This is a genomic window from Tepidanaerobacter acetatoxydans Re1, from assembly GCF_000328765.2.
GTDB classification, from domain to species: Bacteria; Bacillota; Thermosediminibacteria; order Thermosediminibacterales; family Tepidanaerobacteraceae; genus Tepidanaerobacter; species Tepidanaerobacter acetatoxydans.
Map to the genome: position 1 here is coordinate 1,424,521 of NC_019954.2, position 19,870 is coordinate 1,444,390.

A 19,870-nucleotide genomic window follows, 5' to 3' on the forward strand; every position below is an offset into this window, starting at 1 on the left:
AGAAGATATTATGCAGGAAGGGACGAGATTATTCATTTCTATTTATAACCTTACCGTAAAAACCCCCACCACCTACTTGTAGATTTAGTTTTCCTTCTCTTGCCAATACAATATTTTTAGCTTTTTGCTCTCCAATTACTTCTGACAATTCCTTTATATCAGTATTATGAATTACATCCATTTCTGTGCCAAAATTTAAAAGTAGTTTTTCAATAGTTTTTTTACCGATTCCCGGAATAAATTCCAAAGGAATCTGATAATTATACGAAGGTCTATGTTTCGGATGAATCGGCATCTTATAATCAGCTATAAGAGTTATTCTATCAAGTACACCAAGCGTTACTGTTTCATTGTTGCAGTTAAGGCATTTTGTTACTGGTGGAGTTCCTTTTGAAATGTTGCTGCAAACTGGGCAAAAAGTTCTATGATATTTACCAAGTTTGGGGTTTAAACCATAATTAGCTATTATGCAATTATTATCTAAATGCCTTAATGCAAAAAAAACATTATTAAAATCCGGAAATTTTAAATTCATTTTGTTATATTCTCTTGCTATTTTTTCTAGTGAATGAGCATCTGAGTTGCTTAAAAATGCCTTGTCAGACAGTTCAACTATAGTATCAGCGAAATCTGTATCAGCGCTTAGACCTAATTCAATGGCTGTAATGTAGTCAATTTTATCTTCAAAAGCTAGTGAAAGCCTATCATAACAGCTACCATAAAAACTTTTAAATGGAGTGAAAACATGAGCGGGTACCAGTTCGCCACCTAAATCCCATACTATTTTAAATAAATCTTTTGCGGAAAGGCGCGCCTTTTGAGAACTTAAAGTAATATTTGTTATATACGCGGAAACAATTGTAGAAAATTCTTTGATTTGTTCATAATAAGGAAAAAAAGCAATACTATGAGCTACGCCTTTTTCTTCTGTAGTTTCAATCTCAGCTCCGAGAATAATTGTAAGCTTGTCTTTATACCTAAGACCTCCTCCATCTAAAGGACTTACTACTCCAGTTTTTAACTGCTCTGCTATCTCTTCAAGAACGTATGGCGAAGCACAATCTACAATACCAATAATATCAATGCCTTTTCTATTAAGGCAGCATTCATAGATATTATCAAGAGTTAAATTTCTTGAAGCAGTAATCTTTATAGGTCGTTTTTTGGCTTGACCGATGTGAATATGTAAATCTGCAAAATATTCCATTTACACATCACCCATAATAAAAGAATGTGTTAAAAGAAGTCCAGTAATTGTTTTACCATCAACGATTTGTCCGCTGGAAATTTTTTTAATGGCATCCTTAAATGGCATAATTTCTAATTGTAAATATTCATCGAAGTCAGCTTTCGCATCCTTTTTTTCTAAATTCTTTGCTAAAAATAAGTGTATTATTTCATTAGAAAAACCTGGAGAAGTGTAAAAACTTATTATATGCTGTATTTCATTAGGATAATACCCTGTTTCTTCCATCAATTCTCTTCTAACACAAATTTCTTTAGATTCACCTTTTTCTAATTTTCCTGCAGGAATTTCCAAAAGTTCTTTTTCTATTGGTTTTCTATACTGCCTTACCATTAATATATTATTTTTCTCATCTAAAGCTACTATAGCAACAGCACCTGGATGTTCGACGATTTCTCTGGTAGACTTTCTGCCATTCGGTAGCAAAACTTCGTCTAATCGAAGTTTTATAATACGACCAGAAAAAATATTCTTAGAACTTAGTGTAGTTTCATTAAAATTCATTTTCTTCATCTCCCAATTATTAAATATGATTTTGATTTTTCATACACATAATATTTTAAGACAAGTTTTGAAAGAGGTAAAGACCAAATATAGTTTTGAATAACTTAAGCACCTTTATTTATTTTAATACATTTGAATAAATAAAGGTGCTTAAGTTAATTTTATTATTTATATGTTTTTCTCTTTTTCTTAAATATTGCCTCATATGTTTTATGTACACAATTGATTTTTTTAACTTCAGTAATCTTATATGCTTTATCTGAAAATAGTATGAAAAATAATAACGATTTACTGATACGGATTTATTAGTAAATATTTACCAATAAACTAGATATATTCATAGTTGCAAATTTAAGACTTTATAGTATTGTGGTAATACTGATTTAAGTAACTTGTCTGCTTAATTAAAAGATATAACCCTTGATATAATCGCATTAACTTGCTTCAAGCTCCATTCTTAATTTGTCCGAAATCATGGCAATAAATTCTGAGTTGGTAGGTTTTCCTCTATCTTTTGTAGTGGTATATCCAAAAAGATTATTAAGCGTTTCTACGCATCCTCTATTCCAAGCCACCTCAATAGCATGCCTTATAGCTCTTTCTACACGACTGGGAGTAGTATTATATTTATTTGCTATATTAGGATAGAGCTCTTTGGTTACTGCAGAAAGCAAATCAACATTGTTGATTACCATATATATGGCTTCACGAACATAAAAATATCCTTTGATATGTGCAGGTATACCTATCTCATGAATAATATTGGTAATCAATAATTCTAAATTATTCTTTTTATCGATTGAAAATCCTGTATCTTTTTTCTGCATTTGATACTGTGAAGGAAAATTACTATCTACCATTTGTCTTACGCGATCTACAAGAATATTTAAGTCGAAAGGTTTTACAATATAATAATCCGCACCAAGGTTTATTGCTTTTTGTGTAATTTTGTCCTGCCCAACAGCAGAAAGAACTATAATTTTAGGTTTTTTAGGTTTATTTGATAGTCTTTCAATTACACCTAAACCATCAAGATTGGGCATAATTAAATCTAGGATTAGAACTTCAGGTTCGAGCTTTTCCGTTTTTTCCAAAACTTCCAAGCCATCATAAGCTACCCCTACAATTTCAATATCTTCTTCATTCTCAAAAAATTCCACAACTAAATTACAAAACTCCTTGTTGTCATCTGCGATTAGTAACCTTATTTCTTGTTTCTCTGACATGAAAAACCCCCCAAAAAAATTATTTGTAATAATTAAGTAATTCGACAATCTCTGGAATATTCCTCCTTGTATTCCATATTTTGTTTCATTTTTTAAATTTTTTCGCGAAAATTTAAATTATTTACTTCATTTAGCATCCATTCGATAAAAATACCATAGCCTTTTGTCGGATCATTTACAAATACATGAGTTACAGCTCCCACTATATAACCGTCTTGGATAATCGGGCTACCGCTCATACCCTGAACAATGCCTCCGGTTTTGGCAATTAATTCCTCATCGGTAATTTTTATTATCATTCCTTTCCCGTTGGGAGATGATTGTTTTATTATTTTTTGTATCTCAATATCATATTCTTGAATTTTTTCATCCTCTACTACTGTTAGAATTGTTGCACGACCTTCGTGAACTTGGCTTACAGTTGCTACTGGAAGTGAGGTATAATATGGATTCTCAAATGATTGATATGCTTTCCCAAAAATCCCATATGGTGTATTCGCAATTATGTTTCCAATAATCTTTTCTTCATCTATAAAAACACCTCTTTTTTCTCCCGGCTGATTTTTTTTGCCTGGAGATATGGATGAAACCCTTGCACGAATTATTTCACCCTCGCCCACTTCAATAATTTTACCTGTGTCTGCATCAGAAATTATATGACCTAATGCACCATAAAATCCGGTTTGGGGATCATAAAAAGTAAGAGTGCCAACTCCAGCCGTTATATCTCTAACCCATAATCCTATCTGAGAAAGACCAAAATTATTTTTCACAGGGGTCAAGTTCACATCAAATATTTTATCATTTCTTTTAACGGTTAAAATAACTGATTGTTGATTATCAATAATTTGGGACAGTTCCTCTGCTTGAAATATCTTTTGGTTATTTACCATAACAATTATGTCGCCAATCTGTATACCTGCTTCCTGAGCCGGTTGATGCTTCAGACCCTTTTCGTCTGTAACAGATGCAAATCCTACAACTATAACACCATTGGGACGAAGTTTAACTCCAAGAGAATGTCCTCCGGGCACTACACGAGTTTCAGGCAATACATGAACCTTAATTTTTTTTAATGGTATAAATCCTAATAATCTAAACTCGAAATCATAGGTTCCTTTAACAGAAGATTTTAAAATCAGGGGTTCTTTTAAATTTATTATTAAATTTTCGTTTAAATAACTGCCATTAACAAAAAAAGGCTCTTTGCAACATAATTGCAAAGTCATTGGAAACTTGAATTCTAGTTTTTGTTCTTTGCCTTCAATTATTTTTATTTCCTCCGGCAAAGTTACAAGAAAGATATTCAAGATTGATGTAATTAAAATCAATACTACTAATAAAAGCATAACTAATTTTTTCGATTTACTTTTTTGCAAGTCTTTCACTCCCTGCGGAAGAATGCGTATAATTCTATAATAGTAATAGCATGGCAACAAGCTATTAAACTTTCCTATGGGTTATAAGATAACCTTAAAAAATCTTTTTTATACGCCGATATATCGATATATCAGGGAGTTAATTTTTGTAAAAAATAAAAAGCCTTATCTAATTTAAAAGGCTTTCAAATCTTTATATTTATATTTTATATTACAAGAGTTGGGTTAAAAGAGTATCTGCTGAATACAATGATTCAACATCCCTTTATTTTTTTTGCCAAATTCAACATTTCCTGAGCATGAATTATTGTATTTTCAGTAATTTCAGCTCCTCCCAACATCCTTGCTAGCTCATTTATACGTTCTCGACCTTCAAGATTACAAACTGTGGTAAATGTCTGCCCATTTATATTTTCCTTTTTTATCAAAAAATGAACATCACCAAGGCTTGCAATTTGTGGTGAATGAGTAACACAGAGAATTTGATGCTTGTTGCTGATTCTTGAAAGCTTTTCTCCAACTGTTTGTGCAGTCCTTCCACCTATTCCGGCATCGATTTCATCAAAAATCAGACAGGAAATATTGTCAACTTGAGCTACAATACTCTTCAACGCCAACATAATGCGAGAAGATTCTCCACCTGAAACAATTTTAGCCAATGGCTTTAGTGGCTCTCCGGGGTTTGTAGAGATTAAAAATTCTATATTATCAATACCTTCTTCGGATATATGAACTTTTTTACCATCAATTTCAATACCATTTAAATCTTCCTTTAAAGTTATATTTACTCTAAATTTAACATTTTTCATACCTAGATCTTTTAATTCTTTTGATATACTTTGTTCTAATTTATTTGCTGTATACTTTCGTTTTTCATGTAATTCTAAAGCTTTTTGACTTAAAGCCAATTTTATTTTTTCCTGCTCAGCTTTTAACTCACTGATTTCTTCATTTATATTAAGTGCTTTATCTAATTCAGCAGCAGCTTGAGCCTTATAGCTTAACAGCTCAGGTATATTTTTACCATATTTTAACTTGAGTCTGTTCAGCAATTCTAATCTTAAATTGATGGTATTGAGCTTTTCTGCATCAAAATCTACTGAATCTCGAAGATTTCTTATTGTAAATGAAATATCTTCTAATTCATATAAAATACTTTTTAAAGATTCTGTAATATTATCAATTGGTTTATAAAAATCCATTATGGATTCGAAATTATCGACAATTTTACTTAGATTATCAATTACCGAAGAAGTTTCATAACCTTGATACAAAATACTATATGCGAATTCCAGAGCACTGAATATCTTCTCGGCATTCTCTATAACTTTTCTATTTTCTTCTAACACGACGTCCTCTTCAGGCTCTAATTGAGCAGCTTCTAATTCTTCTACTTCATATTTTAATCTGTCTTGTCGCCTATAAAAATCCGCATATTCTTTTTCTAAAACTTTAATATTATCCTGTACCCGACAGTATTTTCTATAAAGAGAACTAACCTCATGTTTTGATTCTGATATACTTTCATGACCGAGTAAATCCAATATACGAATATGATTTTTGCTATCCAACAATGATTGATGTTGATGCTGACCATGAATATCAATTAATAATTTCCCTATTTTTTTTAGTGCAGAGGCAGGAACCATTTTGCCATTCAAACGAGAAAAACTGCGACCTTGTGCATTTATTTCCCTACTTATGATCAATGTATTATCTTCTGGTTCTATACCATATTCTGCCAGAATATCGTCTATGGCTGCATCTTTATAGGCAAAAGCTGCCTCTACGCTAGCATTTTGTTTTCCTGTACGAATAAAATCGGTATAAGCCCTTTCCCCAATAATAAGATTAATTGCGTCTATTATTATTGATTTTCCTGCTCCAGTCTCGCCGGTGAGAATGTTCAGCCCGGGACCAAAAGCAATTGATAAATTATCAATTAACGCATAATCTTTAATGCAGAGGTTAAGGAGCATAAGTCTGCCTCCTTATCTCATGATTTCTTCAAATTTTTTTAAGATATCATTTACGACTTTCTTAGATTTAGCAATAACTAAAATAGTGTTATCACCTGCTACAGTTCCTACTATATCAGACCAATTAAGCCCGTCAATAGCTTCACCTACAGCCGATGCAGTTCCTGATGACGTTTTAATCACAATAAGATTTTCTGCTGTATCAAAACTTATAATAGATTCTTTAAACATTTTGAGCAATCTGTCTGAGGATATTGAGGTTTTTTCAGGCTCTGCATAGCAATAATGTTCATTGTCTCTTAAAACTTTTATGAGCTTTAATTCTTTAATATCTCTGGATACTGTTGCTTGAGTTACATTAAATCCTTCTTTTCTAAGTTCAACTGCCAATTCTTCTTGAGTTTCTATTGGTTTTTCTCTTATTATTTCACGAATTTTGAAGTGTCTTTTTTGTTTCACAGATGCGCCTCCTCATATTGTTATAATTTCGCTCATTCACTTAGTTTTTTCCTCAGCACATCATAAAAGCTCCTTTTTTTAATACGTATCAAACGAGTTGAAAAAGAAGACTTCCTGACTATGATTTGATCTCCGGGCAGCAATTCATATCCTTGTTGCCCATCTACAGTCAACATAATTTCAGGATGTTCAGCCAAAAGTTTTACCTTAATAATATCATCCTTTGATACGACAATAGAACGACTTCGCAGTGTATGAGGACATATTGGGGTCAATAACAATAAGTCCATGTCAGGATTTATTATTGGTCCTCCTGCTGATAAAGAATAAGCAGTAGAGCCAGTGGGCGTAGCAATAATTAGCCCATCAGCATGATAAGTATCTACATAGTCTTCATTAGCGTAAGTTTTGAGGCGTATTAATCTTGCAAAAGGCCCTTTAGTCACAACCACATCATTTAGAGCTAAAAAACTTTCCAAAACCTCACCATTGCGAACCACTTCTGCCTCTAACATCATTCGAATATCAATGCTGTAATCCTTTCGGTTGAAGCGCTCTAAATCAGTATATAAATCAGATATTTCTATTTCCGTCAAAAATCCAACATGTCCTAAATTTATACCTAATATAGGTATTTCATAAGGGGCTACTTGTCTGGCAACACTTAAGAGTGTACCATCACCGCCTAAAGTTACAGCAACATCTATTTTTTTTACAAGTTCATCTTTATCAGCCGAAAGATGAGATAAATAAAGTGAATCAGCAACTTCTTGTGGCAGCATTACTGAATAATCTCGGTTCTCAAACCAGTTGATTAAACCTCCGGCTATTTTCATCAAATTTTTTTTATATACATTTGGATACAGACCTACTGTGAACATTTCATCCTCCTCTGGTTAAAAAACCAATGATAAATCCAATGGCAATTAAAATGAAAATCCGTGTCAAATATTTTATATATATCATTTTATCATATTCCAAGATAGAGTATTCCACAGTCCTGATTTTTTGCCTTTCCATATCAACTAAAATTAGACCATTGGGTTTAAATACCATGTAATACTCCAATAACTGGCGGCGTGTATCAGTATATTTAGGTGAAGTTACTTTTTCACCGGTTTTTACTTCCGCAACATAAAACCTATTGTCCTTCTTAACTATCATATCGGCTCTCACCGTTATTTTATGTGGCTTATCATCAATAAATAATGTATAGGATCCTTCTTTTTGTAAATCTAATATTTGATAGCCCTTATTCTGCATAAACTCTATAGCCTTATATTCACTTTTTTTTGCCTTTTGCATTCTCTTTTTTAGATTATATCTTCTTAAATATTTTAAGATATTAACAGTTAAAACAGCCCCGATTATCACGCCAAATATTATGTAAGAACTAATATCCATTTTCATACCTTTCATGAGCAAGTTAGCAGAAACAGCCGGTATACCCTTATCACTCTATATTCAATTCTACAAGAATAGAAAAATTCCTTTCATCTTTATAACAATTCAAGATGCGACTTTTTAACTACATCTTCTATATCAACGGAATTACCAACTTTTAAATCCTTTCTGAAATGAGCAAGATATTCTATATTGCCCTTTGGACCTTTTATTGGAGAAAAGGTAAGACCAATTACAAAGAAATTATGTTCAGCAGCATTAGAAATTATCTTGTTAATTGCTTTTACATGAAGATTGAAATCTTTAACAACACCTTTTTTGCCAACATCTTCTCTGCCAACTTCAAACTGAGGCTTTATTAGTGTGATTAAATCTCCATTTTCATTAAGTAATTTGTAAAAAGGCTCAAACACCTTAGATAAAGATATAAATGATAGATCCGCAGTGATGATATCCACTTTTTCACCAATATCTTCAAAGCTCAAATACCTAACATTTTTTCTTTCTAAGACCACAACTCTTACATCTTCCCTAAGACTATACGCTAGCTGACCATATCCGACATCTACCGCGTAAACTTTCTTTGCACCTTTTTTTAACATACAGTCGGTAAAACCTCCAGTAGAAGCACCTGCATCTAACACGATCTTGTCTTTAACCTTTATATTAAATAATTCAAGAGCTTTTTCTAGCTTAAGTCCCCCTCTGCTTACATATGGAAGCGATTTTTTTTTAATTGTAATATTACTTTCTACATCAATTAAGGTTCCAGGCTTATCAATAATTTGAGCATTTACTATTACATTTCCACACATTATTTCTGCCTTTGCTTTTTCTCTGCTATCAACCATGCCTTTATTTACTAATAATACATCTAACCTTTGTTTGTTTTGACTCATTGTTATTCTCTCCTAATTTTCCCCTTAGTTACGCCATTTCTCGGTAAAATATCAATATGCAACTTATTGTTTAACATATATAAAAATAAAGCTACATTATGCACTACCGTTTTGGAATTTTTTATAGCTATGCCCTTTCCCATTGCTTTTCCTCCAATGGTCAGTGTTGAAATAATCCCAGTCAATAATATACTGAGAATTATATCATTTTTATCATAGGCTATCTTAAGTATTATAGCCGCTCCAGCAGCTCCACTTATAATCCCGCATATATCACCAACGACGTCATTACAAAAATTCGATACTATGTCAGCATTTCTGATCAGCTTTACTGCTTCTTTTCCACCGGGAATCTTATCTGCGGCCATAGCATGAAAAGGCGCCTCGTTTGCCGAAGTAACAGCTATACCAATTATATCAAAAATAACTCCTATAGCAATTATTATAAGCAAAATGACTAATGATACAATAACATTTACACTCTTTAATAGCACTTCTGAAATCAAACTAAAAAAAACGGAAAGTCCAAAAGCCAAAACGCATGCTCTATACACCCATTTGGTTTTTGAATTTCCGTTATTTTTTTTAAACTTTTTATTTTCTAAATCAGAATTCAACAAACTACCTCCGTTTTTTTAACAAGAACAGGCGGTAATGGACAGGGTAAATTTTGTGGCTTAGGTCTAGCAGGATTTCCCCAGCAGACATCTAATCGTTGCCGAAAAGACGGTTCCCCTTTAAGTCTGCTACTGCTATGTCACCATAAACAGGGCTAGATTACCACTTAGTCCACACTGTAATCCCCAGTCCATTTCCCAAAAGGACAGTCTAGGAGATTTCCTCACCAAAATCACTCTCCTCCTAGCCTCTTTTGCAAGATGGATTTCAAAGGTAAAAAATTGATTTGCAATTTGGCCAAATTACAAATCAACCGATAAGCCTTTTTCCGCCCATCTCACTCAAGGCAGGCTACACTGCACCCAACATTTTATCGAATGCAGGTTCACACCCTAAGCCATAGTAATTGAGAATCTCTCTCAAACCACGCACTTAGGTCTCCGCGGAGGTAGGGTCAACGCCTACATGCCTTTGCAGATCGCCCCATCCTCCTTACTCCCAGCACCAGCCCCCAACTGGGCGTCGGCAGCCAGCACTAAGAACTTCATCGATATGCCCTTGACGGATTTTTAGCCCCGCCTTCAGAGGAGCGATTTTGACTAGAATACTGTACCACCTGTTTTTCTTACTTAGAAAATATTATATCACAAAAAATAGATGATTTCAATAATTGTCGCCTTACATTTTAATAATCTCGTTTTGAAATAAAATCAGTTAATTGTATAAAGAAATCATTATTATTATAATTTGATATTAGTTGTTTTGCCTCTAATGATAAATTGTTAACTATTTCTACTGATTTATTAAAGCCAAATAAATTGACAAAAGTATTCTTTTTATTTTTCATATCGCTTCCTACTGGCTTACCTAAAACTGCTTCGCTACCTTTGATATCTAAAATATCATCGACGATTTGAAAAATCAACCCCAGTTTTTCTCCAAAGCATTTAATTGTTTCCAAATCTTCTTTTGATGCTCCCGCAAGCCTAGCGCCAGACCAAAAAGAGACGCTCATCAAGCATCCTGTTTTATGTGTACTTATATAAAAAAGGGTGTCACGGCTAACGTCTTTTCCTGATGTAATAATATCGACGGTTTGTCCTCCGATCATACCATATCCTCCAGCTGCTAGGGACACTTTCTCAATAACATCCACGACTGCGTCAGGATTTATACCGCTAATTTTGGAATTTTTAGCTATTGTTGCAAAAGCATGTGTCAAAAGTGCATCACCTGCCAGCAGTGCTACTGCATCTCCATATATCTTATGACATGTTGGCTTTCCTCTACGGAAATCGTCATTGTCCATAACAGGTAAATCGTCATGTATTAAAGAATATGTATGTATCATCTCAATACCACATGCTGTAGGAATTACTTTTTCATAAGATATTCCAAAAAGTTCTGCAGCCTTCATAACTATAATAGGTCGGAGTCTTTTGCCGCCTGAAAGAGTACTGTAATGCATTGCTTCGTGAAGCTTTGATGGGAATTCATCTTTTCGAGGAAGATAGCGAGACAACTCTTGTTCCACAACTTGTGCCATATATTTCATTTCACCTTCGAATTTATTCAATTACTTCAGAACCTCCGTTAAAATCTTTTATAATTAAATCTCCATTTAAATCTTTTGTTAAAACTTGTATTTTGCCTTCTGCTTCATCCAATATTTTTGAACATGTCTTGATAAGGTTGATTCCTTCCTCAAAAAAAGTAAGGGCTTCTTCTAATGTTAAATCACCTTTTTCTAGTTGCTCTGCAATATATTCTAATCGTTCTATACCATCCTCATATTTGTAGGCAGAATTCAATCATCATCACCCTTTCTTTTGCTATCTTCCACACTACATAAAAGGCGTCCACCAGACAATAGTATAACAACGGAATCGCCTTTTTTAACATCCTCCGGATGTTTTATAATTTTGTTCGTATCAGCACTCATACATATGCTGTAGCCTCTCTTTAGTATTGATAGGGGGTTTAAAGCTTCAAGTCTGGCAATGTAATGATTTAAAATTGATTTATTTTTCGATATGTAAAGGTCAATATCCTTTTGCAATCTTTTTGAAGTCTGGTCTATTATAAGGCTACAATTAATAATATATGTTTCCGGCCTTTTAAAAATAGGTGCTCTTTTTAGATATTCAAGCTTTTGCCTTCTGGCACCTATGTAACTTAATATGCCATTAATTAACCTTAGACTTATGTATCGAATTTCATTTTGTAGCACTCGTTTTTCAGGTACAGCAATTTCACCTGCAGCCGATGGAGTTGGTGCTCTTTTATCAGCCACAAAATCACTTATTGTGTAATCGGTTTCATGACCCACGGCAGATATAACCGGAATTAGTGAATTTGCAATTGCCCTGGCAACTTTCTCTTCATTAAATGCCCATAATTCCTCAATAGAGCCGCCGCCTCTACCTACTATAATTACATCAATATTCTTTAACCTATTAAGCTCAAGTATAGCAGAACAAATCTCTTCAGCCGCATCCCTACCTTGAACCAGCACCGGAGCAATTATAATATCAACATTGGAAAATCTCCTTTTTATTACAGTTAATAAATCTCTTATTGCAGCTCCTGTCAAAGATGTTATTATGCCAATCTTTTTGGGCAAAAAAGGTATCGGTTGCTTTCGCTGCAATTCAAAAAGGCCTTCTTTATCCAATCGTTCCTTCAGCTTTTCAAAAGCAATATGTAATGCTCCAATGCCATCTGGCTGTAAATCCTCTATATATAGCTGATACTCACCACTTTTAGCAAAAATACTTATAAAACCAAGCGCTACCACTCTCATTCCGTTTTCTGGCATAAAAGGAAGTAATATATTATTGTTTCTGAACATGACACATCGAATTTGAGATTTTTCATCCTTTAAGGTGAAATACATATGCCCAGATATATGATGCTTAAAGTTAGAAATTTCTCCCTTGATATACACATGCCTTAAAATCTCATTGTTGTCAAAAAGATATTTTATAATATTGGTGACTTCACTTACAGTTAAAACTGGTTTCAAGGTAAGCCTCCCTAAATTTACGGCGATTAGTAAAATAATGCTATGAAAATACTCTTTATTATTACAATATATTTCAATTTTATTACACAGTTCGATAATTTAAAAAAACATAAAGCAAGATAATGGCGATGTTATTGCTTTGACGCATGATCTTCGGCAATAGACCCCAATAGACCGTTGATAAATTTATAAGAATGCTCATCGCCATACTTCTTCGCAATTTCAACAGCTTCATTTATAGAAACACTTATTGGTATGTCTTGAGAATAAATAAGCTCATATACAGCAAGTCTTAGTATATTCCTATCTGTTGCAGCCATGCGATCTATTGACCAGTCGTCGGAGTATTTATTTATAATTATATCTATATTCGATAAATTCTTAAGAACACCTCTAACTTCATTTAAAATAAATGATTTTTGGTTTTCGTCTTTTAAAAATTCAATCACGATCTCTGATGCTTCTTCAACTGTATTATTGCCTACATCAATAGCAAAAAGTATTTTAAATGCTTGTTCCCTAGCAATTTTCCTACTCAAAAAAGGCACTCCTCATCTGCTACCCGGAGGTAAGATTTTATCTAAAATATCACGAATATCCTCTTTGTTATCTATGGATTTACCTATATAGTATCCCACCAAAGCACATAGAATAACAAATAAAGCTTTTAAAAAACCTATTGCAATTATTATTATACCAATTAGGAGCCCTAAGATTCCCCCAAGTATTTTTCCTCGATGCTCAACCCATAACTCATGTAAGAAGTCCAATTGCTCTCACCTCTCATTTTGCAACTTTTTGCTTGAGCTGATTTGAAACGTTATCTATGCTTATTTGTATATCATTAACTGAAATCCCTGCAGTAGTTTCTATATAATCCTTAATAGTTTTTTGCAGTTCTGAAGTCATCTCTGGGATTATTACATCATAATTAACCGTAAGTTTTAGTAGTATTGAAATTCCATTTTCCTGCTTTTTAACTTTTATCTTCGAATCTTTTATATTTTCAATATCTCTTATTACTTTCAAAGCAAGGTTTTCTATAGCAGCTAAGGTTATACATACCCTTCCTAACTCACCGTCTTTTACAGTGGTTTCAGGAACACTTTCAGACTTTAGGCCGTAGAATAAAAACCTCAAGCTTATAAGTAATAAGACTATGCCTATAACACCCGTTTCCCATCTACCATACAAAATTGATAAGCTTGTAATAACATATTGGAAACTAACTATTTTAACGGAAAATAGAATGAGGACAATAGCTAGCAAGGAGAAAAATAGTGCATAAACAGCTAACATAATTCTATCGAAAAGATTCATATTTAAAACCCCTTTCAAGCTGAATCAGCCCCCTGAATTGCTATCAGGGGGCATTATTAGATTTTATTTATTCTCTTCTTCCTTTACTGTTGGAGAATCGAAATTTACGCCTTGAACATGAATATTTACTTCAACAACGGATAAACCCGTCATATTTTCAATAGCTTTTTTGACATTTTCTTGCACATTCCATGCTACTTCAGGTATTCTCACCCCATAGTCTACAATAACATATAAATCAACAACAGCCTCTTTTTCGTTTACTTCAACCTTAACACCTTTGGCCAAATTTTTACGTCCCAGCATTTCCGTAATTCCACCAACGATTCCTCCGCTCATACCTGCTATTCCTGCAACTTCTGTAGCAGCAAGGCCGGCTATCACTCCAACAACATCATCAGCAATTTTTATAGAACCTTTTTCATTATTCTCATCTTTATTATTACTCATATCTTTTCTCCTTTCGCAAAGTATCAAAACCTAAGGTTATTATAGCAAAATAATTGAAGTATTACAATTGCAATTGAATTACTGTAATGAAACCTCCTATTTTCTTTCTATGATAGTAATTTTATCTACTGTAACACCAGATGTTTTTGTGGCCACATCTGTAATTTGTGCAACATCTTTAGGCAAAAGTCCGTCAGCTTTAACCACTATATTGATAAATTCATCAGAGAAGAAGACTACTGCATTCTCAAATCCCTTTGCTTTTATTAAGTTCTCTGTAATCATTTCTTTCTCGATTTTTTGAGACAATGTAATCAAATCTTGTTGTGCTTTTTCTTTAGACTCATTACTTACATTAGGATTGTTTATTAGCTCACGCAAATAATCAGCCTCTTGACTCCTCAAGCGATCTCTTTCAAGTTTATAGTCTATAAAAAAATCACTCTCGAGATTTTTGATACTTTGCATCTTAACATCATCAGTGTTTGCTTGAGTTGTTGATGTCTTTTCTAAGTCTGAAGGATTAAGCTGTTTGTTATATGTTACTTTAGGAGAGTTACCTAAGAACATCATACAAATTGATAATACTAATACTAAAGCAAATAAAATCATTAGAACAGTTCTTTTTCTCACCATGAATGCCATTTTCTTTCCCTCCCGTAAGAAATTATTTTTACAAAACATAGATAAATAGATAAAATGTCAAATTGTAATAAAGTTATGTTAATTAATTGTGTTATTTATAATTTTATTTTTTGCAATTATTTTTCCAATACACTTATTTTATAAATTGGGATATCGAATAATGTGGCTGTTGATTTAATAATTTTATCTCTAACCTTCGATGAAAAAGCTCCATCGGCAATAATAAGTATTCCTTTTATCTTAGGTGTTGTTTTCTTTAAAATCAAAGGCTGCTCCTCTCCGCTTTTTTTAAGCAGTACTAATTGAGTGTTTGTTTGTTTTTCTGTGATTGTTCTCACACCTCCTTCATTGTCTTTCTCTTCGGAATTTTTCTCAGTGCTAACAATATTGAACGCAGGTTCTATTGAGCTTTCATCTTCTAATGTAATCATTATTTCTACATTTCCAACGTCTTTAACCTGGTGTAGTAATTCAGAAAGCTGTTTTTCCAGTTTTGCTTCATAGGAGAGCTCTTTTATGATCAAGTCTTGCTCTGCGCTATTACCTATTTTTTCGGATGACATATTATCATATGAATTGTTATTTGCGGTCAAAAGTTTGCTTAAAGATAACATTAATAATCCCAAAATAAATACAAAAACAAGTTTCGATACTGCTTTGTTCTTAGGATTTTTAATCCAGTCCGTCAACAAACTTATATTTAGGTTTGGTATCATATGTTCATTCCTCCAAACTCATATGAATATTTTCCTTTGGGATACCAAATGTTATGTGTAAATATTCCTTGATGTTTTCAACTTCATTATTTTTTTGGTCGCACTCAATATCAATATCTTCTTTTTCGCTTTGATTGTATCCAATTTTAATTGTTTCAACTGTAATTTTTTCTTTTTTTGATTCATTTTTTTGAGCCGGCTCTTTCCCTAACGTTACTGAAAGTTGAGTTATTTTTCCAAAGCTTTCGTCTGAATAATTTTCATCTATTGTAATTTTTACATTTTTTACATCATAAGGGGCAATATTTTTTATCTCTTGAGTCAAATACTTTTCAACTTGATATTTATACTCGTTAATAGCTAACTCGTTATTTTTTTTATTTAAAATATTTGCGTTATACTTTATGGTATTCTTATCGACAAAGTCTTCAAAAACAAGTGGGATTTCAGTCAAATGTATATCTTTTTTAAAAATTTGTAGCAGTGGGTTTATTATTGCTAACATAACTAAAAGGCCTAGAAATACTTTGATATATTTCAAAAATTTGTTCTCTGGTATTAGAAATCCGATAAAAGTTGTAAACATAACTACTAGAACAATCTGTTTTATCCACAGACTAATGGCATCAATCATGAACTCACCTCATCATTACAGTTATATTTCCAGAAGCGATTATCACTGTAATTGCTACAAAAAACATCAATGCTACAGAGCCCACCGTAATTGCAATAAATGTTACATGGCTTGCCATGTTATTCAGACACTTAACCATTGTTTCTTCTCCAAGTGGCTGTATGATGGCACCGGCTAATTTGTAAATAAATACGATCGTCAAAATTCTTATTACCGGAAACAAAATAGTTAATAGTATTATTACTAAACCGGCAAATCCAATGGTATTTTTTAAAATTAAAGAACAACTTACAATCGTATCTACTGTGTCTGAAAAAATACCGCCAACAATAGGAATAAAATTTTTTGAGGCAAATTTAGCTGTTCGTATTGATATTCCATCTACCACTGATGCCGCAGCTCCTTGAACAACTAATATACCTAAGAATGTGCTAAGGAAAAGTCCTAATAAGAAAACACAAATTTGTTTCAATAATGTAGATAGTGCAGATACATGTAAATGCTTTGAAAAATTGCTTATTAATCCTAATACTGCTACAAAATATATTATTGGCAAAAGAATATTTCTAATCCACATACTAGATATAGTGACACCTATAAAAATTAATGGATTAAAAACTGCTACAGAAGTCATTCCTCCAACAGAAGCTAAAAGCGTTAAAATTATTGGCATCAATGCTTGAATAATGCTAACCATTTGATCGATAGCATTTTTGCCAATATTTAGTGCTAAATTAAAACTTTGAATGGCAATTGTACTTAATACCAGAAATACAAATCCATATGTTACTTTTTCTATATTATCGTTTTCAAAAGCGCTTTGAATATTTTTCAGAATAGCGCAAATCATCGATAAAATAATGAGTTCACCTAATAAATGAAGATTTATTGATATTTCGCGAAAAAAATACTCTGTTATACCTTTTAATAAACTATTGAAATCATAAGATTTTTCTCCTCTAATAACCTTAATCAACTCATTAAGACTGTACTGAGGCATATAATCTTTATAGTCATCATTTAACCGGTTTACAAAGGTATCAAATTCGGATTTATCAATCATTTCAAACTGTTGTTCTATAATTTCATCATCAGCAATAGCTATTGTATTTATTGGGTAAAATACAGTAAATAACATGATAAGAATTACTGATGTTTTTTTTAAAATAATAACATCTCCTTTCACGGAAGAATTTTTAGTATTAAGTTCATAACAGCCATCAGAATTGGCAAAGATAAGACTAAAATAAATATTTTTGCGGCAAATTCTATTTTTGATGCTATCGATGATGAGCCTGCGTCTTTACAAATCTGTGACCCAAACTCAGCAATATAAGAAATGCCAATAATTTTAAAAATAGTAGAAATATACAAATTATCAATATTTGCCTTTTGAGATAAATCCTTTAAAAACTCTATTACAGCAAAAATTTGATTCATTATCCTTAAAAAAATTATTATCCCTGCAACTAAGGTCATTTGGAGGGCTATTTCCGGCCTATCTTCACGTACCAGCACAATAAGTATACTAGCTATAAGACTTAATGCCACGATTTGTATAATTTCCATCAAACAACCTCCTAGTAAAGCTGAAACAAGGTTTTTACACTAGAAAAAAGCTGATTTACTAGTTGTATTACCATCATGAGAACAATCACTACACCGGCAAGAGTTGTCAGCTGTGCTTGTTCCTTTCTGCCTGCTTCATCTAATACTTTACTTAAGATTGAAATAACTATACCAATAGCAGCAATTTTGAACAAAATATCTACATCCACTCTAACACCCCTCTTACTAATATAATAGTAAAAATATCATAAGGCCTGATAGTATTCCTAAATATTTCCATAACTTTTCATTTTTTTGTTTCTCTTCAAGTGCCAAAATTTCTTGTTGTTTTAAATTATCTACAGTAAGTTTAATATTTTTAATTTGATCCTTCTTATCTGTAAAACCTAAATATTTACCAAAAGCAATTAATATTTCATAATCGTTTTTCGTAATATATGAATTGCTATAAAATTTATTTAATGCTTTTTCCCAGGCCTCACATGCAGTAAATCCATTGCGTAAAGCTAAGTTATTTGTAGTTAGAACAAAAAGTTCGGCAACATCTTTTTCACATTTCCTACTTATACTTCTAAGAGCCTCAGGCAGTGTTGAATGGCCGTAATTTATTTCAGTTTCAAGCATAGAAAGAGCTACTTGCAAATCCCTTAAAGTCTTGGGTCTGTACTTAAAATTATCAGCAATAATAAATCCTATAATACTGCAAGAAATAACAACTGTTGCACCACCTATCATCTTCAACCACATTGTATTTTCTTTCCTTTCTTACATTTATATATATTCTCAAAATTGTTGCCTTTCAGTATAGCCTCAATACTGCCCACACCGGAGCTTGTACCGAGGATTATGTACCTGTCAAAAAAACCTTTGTTTATTAGTTTTCTAATCGTGGGTCGCCTCCTTATATCATCAAGGTCCGAGCCATGTGCCGTTGTAATAATTGTAACCCCAGTATTTATTGCTTCTTCAATTGCTATGACATCTTCATTTCTCCCTATTTCATCAGTAGCTATTATATCCGGTGACATAGATCTAAGAAGCAGCATAATACCTTTAGCTTTAGGACAACTATCAAGAACATCAGTCCTTATACCAACATCATTTTGAGGTATACCTTCATAGCAGCAAGCAATTTCTGATCGTTCATCCACAAGGCCTATATTAAAGCCCTTTATTCCAAATTCATCAACTCCAGAACTAAGTTGCCTTATAATATCCCTTAAAAGCGTAGTTTTACCGGCTTTCGGCGGAGAAATAATAAGAGTATTTAGTGCCTTACCGCCATTTATTATAAAAGGCAAAACCTTATCCGCAGCTCCAATAACTTCTCTTGCAATTCTAATGTTGAAACCTGAGATGTATTTAATAGTTTTAATATTCTCATTTTCCAACAAAACACGACCGGAAAAGCCGACTCTATGACCACCAGATAACGTTATATAGCCATTTCTTAACTCTTCTTCAAAAGAATAGACTGAATACTGACTTATAAAATGAAATGTTTTATAAATATCATCCTTTGTTGTGTGATAAGCCTTGCTGGATTCATTTGTTATTCTTCCGTCATCATTAATCATGAAATCCTCATTATTTATTACTAGCATCAAAGGCTTAGTTGGTCTTAATCTAATTTCTTCTAAATTTATGAGCTGGTTAATTGGTACCTTTTTTATCAGTTCGACTATGTTAAGTGGTAACAATGGTAATATTTCAAAATCTAAGATTCTTTTTATAGTTTTTTTATTATATGTATCTTCCATTGCCTTGTCCTCCTTTTTATAATTTATATTTATGGAT

Annotated in this window: 25 protein-coding genes; all 25 read right to left on the reverse strand. The window is 32.6% G+C overall.

The annotated features are described in order from the left end of the window. Nucleotides 1–28: 28 nt before the first annotated feature. The 25 genes from TEPIRE1_RS06915 to spoIIIAA all read right to left on the reverse strand — a co-directional run bounded on the left by TEPIRE1_RS06915 (nt 29) and on the right by spoIIIAA (nt 19,833). Complete coding sequence (locus TEPIRE1_RS06915) at nt 29–1,207, reverse strand: endonuclease Q family protein (protein WP_013778452.1); 1,179 nt, start codon at nt 1,205–1,207, stop codon at nt 29–31. Next, a complete protein-coding gene (locus TEPIRE1_RS06920) occupies nt 1,208–1,750 on the reverse strand; it encodes an NUDIX domain-containing protein (RefSeq protein ID WP_013778453.1) in 543 nt (180 codons plus the stop codon). Nucleotides 1,751–2,184: 434 nt separating this feature from the next. Beyond that, nucleotides 2,185–2,976, reverse strand: a complete 792-nt coding sequence (gene spo0A / locus TEPIRE1_RS06925; protein WP_013778454.1) for a sporulation transcription factor Spo0A — start codon at nt 2,974–2,976, stop codon at nt 2,185–2,187. 92 nt (nt 2,977–3,068) lie between these two features. Beyond that, nucleotides 3,069–4,364, reverse strand: a complete 1,296-nt coding sequence (spoIVB, locus tag TEPIRE1_RS06930; protein WP_414929836.1) for a SpoIVB peptidase — start codon at nt 4,362–4,364, stop codon at nt 3,069–3,071. A gap of 245 nt (nt 4,365–4,609) precedes the next feature. Next, on the reverse strand, nt 4,610–6,334 hold the full coding sequence (gene recN, locus TEPIRE1_RS06935) for a DNA repair protein RecN (RefSeq protein ID WP_013778456.1): 1,725 nt from the start codon (nt 6,332–6,334) through the stop codon (nt 4,610–4,612). Nucleotides 6,335–6,346: 12 nt separating this feature from the next. Beyond that, nucleotides 6,347–6,793, reverse strand: coding sequence for an arginine repressor (locus tag TEPIRE1_RS06940; RefSeq protein WP_013778457.1), 447 nt, complete (start codon nt 6,791–6,793; stop codon nt 6,347–6,349). 32 nt (nt 6,794–6,825) lie between these two features. Beyond that, nucleotides 6,826–7,674 (reverse strand): NAD(+)/NADH kinase, encoded by an 849-nt coding sequence (locus TEPIRE1_RS06945; protein ID WP_013778458.1) that lies wholly within the window; start codon nt 7,672–7,674, stop codon nt 6,826–6,828. A 1-nt stretch (nt 7,675) separates the two neighbouring features. Further along, on the reverse strand, nt 7,676–8,197 hold the full coding sequence (locus TEPIRE1_RS06950; RefSeq protein WP_013778459.1) for a hypothetical protein: 522 nt from the start codon (nt 8,195–8,197) through the stop codon (nt 7,676–7,678). Between the two features lie 95 nt (nt 8,198–8,292). Further along, the gene (locus tag TEPIRE1_RS06955) at nt 8,293–9,096 is read right to left on the reverse strand and encodes a TlyA family RNA methyltransferase (protein ID WP_013778460.1); all 804 of its coding nucleotides are present in this window, start codon (nt 9,094–9,096) and stop codon (nt 8,293–8,295) included. Nucleotides 9,097–9,098: 2 nt separating this feature from the next. Further along, the gene (locus TEPIRE1_RS06960; protein ID WP_013778461.1) at nt 9,099–9,713 is read right to left on the reverse strand and encodes a hypothetical protein; all 615 of its coding nucleotides are present in this window, start codon (nt 9,711–9,713) and stop codon (nt 9,099–9,101) included. Nucleotides 9,714–10,399: 686 nt separating this feature from the next. After that, nucleotides 10,400–11,290 carry a polyprenyl synthetase family protein gene (locus tag TEPIRE1_RS06965; protein WP_013778462.1) on the reverse strand — a complete coding sequence of 297 codons (891 nt, stop codon included), beginning with the start codon at nt 11,288–11,290 and terminating at the stop codon, nt 10,400–10,402. Next, on the reverse strand, nt 11,283–11,525 hold the full coding sequence (locus tag TEPIRE1_RS06970) for an exodeoxyribonuclease VII small subunit (protein WP_013778463.1): 243 nt from the start codon (nt 11,523–11,525) through the stop codon (nt 11,283–11,285). The genes TEPIRE1_RS06965 and TEPIRE1_RS06970 overlap by 8 nt, the downstream gene beginning before the upstream one ends. Further along, a complete protein-coding gene (gene xseA / locus TEPIRE1_RS06975) occupies nt 11,522–12,739 on the reverse strand; it encodes an exodeoxyribonuclease VII large subunit (RefSeq protein ID WP_013778464.1) in 1,218 nt (405 codons plus the stop codon). Before xseA ends, TEPIRE1_RS06970 begins: the two co-directional genes overlap by 4 nt. Nucleotides 12,740–12,870: 131 nt before the next feature. After that, nucleotides 12,871–13,287 carry a transcription antitermination factor NusB gene (gene nusB / locus TEPIRE1_RS06980; protein ID WP_414929837.1) on the reverse strand — a complete coding sequence of 139 codons (417 nt, stop codon included), beginning with the start codon at nt 13,285–13,287 and terminating at the stop codon, nt 12,871–12,873. Between the two features lie 3 nt (nt 13,288–13,290). Then, a complete protein-coding gene (locus tag TEPIRE1_RS06985) occupies nt 13,291–13,509 on the reverse strand; it encodes a DUF2273 domain-containing protein (RefSeq protein ID WP_013778466.1) in 219 nt (72 codons plus the stop codon). A 13-nt stretch (nt 13,510–13,522) separates the two neighbouring features. Beyond that, nucleotides 13,523–14,059: an alkaline shock response membrane anchor protein AmaP gene (gene amaP, locus TEPIRE1_RS06990; RefSeq protein WP_231848276.1), complete on the reverse strand. Its 537-nt coding sequence runs from the start codon at nt 14,057–14,059 to the stop codon at nt 13,523–13,525. Between the two features lie 63 nt (nt 14,060–14,122). Beyond that, entirely contained in the window at nt 14,123–14,509 is a 387-nt protein-coding gene (locus TEPIRE1_RS06995) for an Asp23/Gls24 family envelope stress response protein (protein WP_013778468.1), read from the reverse strand. A gap of 96 nt (nt 14,510–14,605) precedes the next feature. Further along, the gene (locus TEPIRE1_RS07000) at nt 14,606–15,154 is read right to left on the reverse strand and encodes a SpoIIIAH-like family protein (RefSeq protein ID WP_013778469.1); all 549 of its coding nucleotides are present in this window, start codon (nt 15,152–15,154) and stop codon (nt 14,606–14,608) included. 116 nt (nt 15,155–15,270) lie between these two features. Then, nucleotides 15,271–15,870 carry a stage III sporulation protein AG gene (locus tag TEPIRE1_RS07005; RefSeq protein ID WP_013778470.1) on the reverse strand — a complete coding sequence of 200 codons (600 nt, stop codon included), beginning with the start codon at nt 15,868–15,870 and terminating at the stop codon, nt 15,271–15,273. 4 nt (nt 15,871–15,874) lie between these two features. Then, nucleotides 15,875–16,504: a stage III sporulation protein AF gene (gene spoIIIAF / locus TEPIRE1_RS07010; RefSeq protein WP_013778471.1), complete on the reverse strand. Its 630-nt coding sequence runs from the start codon at nt 16,502–16,504 to the stop codon at nt 15,875–15,877. A 4-nt stretch (nt 16,505–16,508) separates the two neighbouring features. Then, a complete protein-coding gene (gene spoIIIAE, locus TEPIRE1_RS07015; protein ID WP_013778472.1) occupies nt 16,509–17,690 on the reverse strand; it encodes a stage III sporulation protein AE in 1,182 nt (393 codons plus the stop codon). Next, nucleotides 17,687–18,073 (reverse strand): stage III sporulation protein AD, encoded by a 387-nt coding sequence (spoIIIAD, locus tag TEPIRE1_RS07020; RefSeq protein ID WP_013778473.1) that lies wholly within the window; start codon nt 18,071–18,073, stop codon nt 17,687–17,689. Before spoIIIAD ends, spoIIIAE begins: the two co-directional genes overlap by 4 nt. Nucleotides 18,074–18,084: 11 nt before the next feature. Further along, nucleotides 18,085–18,282, reverse strand: coding sequence for a stage III sporulation protein AC (gene spoIIIAC / locus TEPIRE1_RS07025; RefSeq protein WP_013778474.1), 198 nt, complete (start codon nt 18,280–18,282; stop codon nt 18,085–18,087). Nucleotides 18,283–18,298: 16 nt separating this feature from the next. Further along, entirely contained in the window at nt 18,299–18,808 is a 510-nt protein-coding gene (spoIIIAB, locus tag TEPIRE1_RS07030; RefSeq protein ID WP_231848278.1) for a stage III sporulation protein SpoIIIAB, read from the reverse strand. A 2-nt stretch (nt 18,809–18,810) separates the two neighbouring features. Further along, nucleotides 18,811–19,833: a stage III sporulation protein AA gene (spoIIIAA, locus tag TEPIRE1_RS07035; RefSeq protein WP_013778476.1), complete on the reverse strand. Its 1,023-nt coding sequence runs from the start codon at nt 19,831–19,833 to the stop codon at nt 18,811–18,813. Between the last annotated feature and the right edge of the window lie 37 nt (nt 19,834–19,870).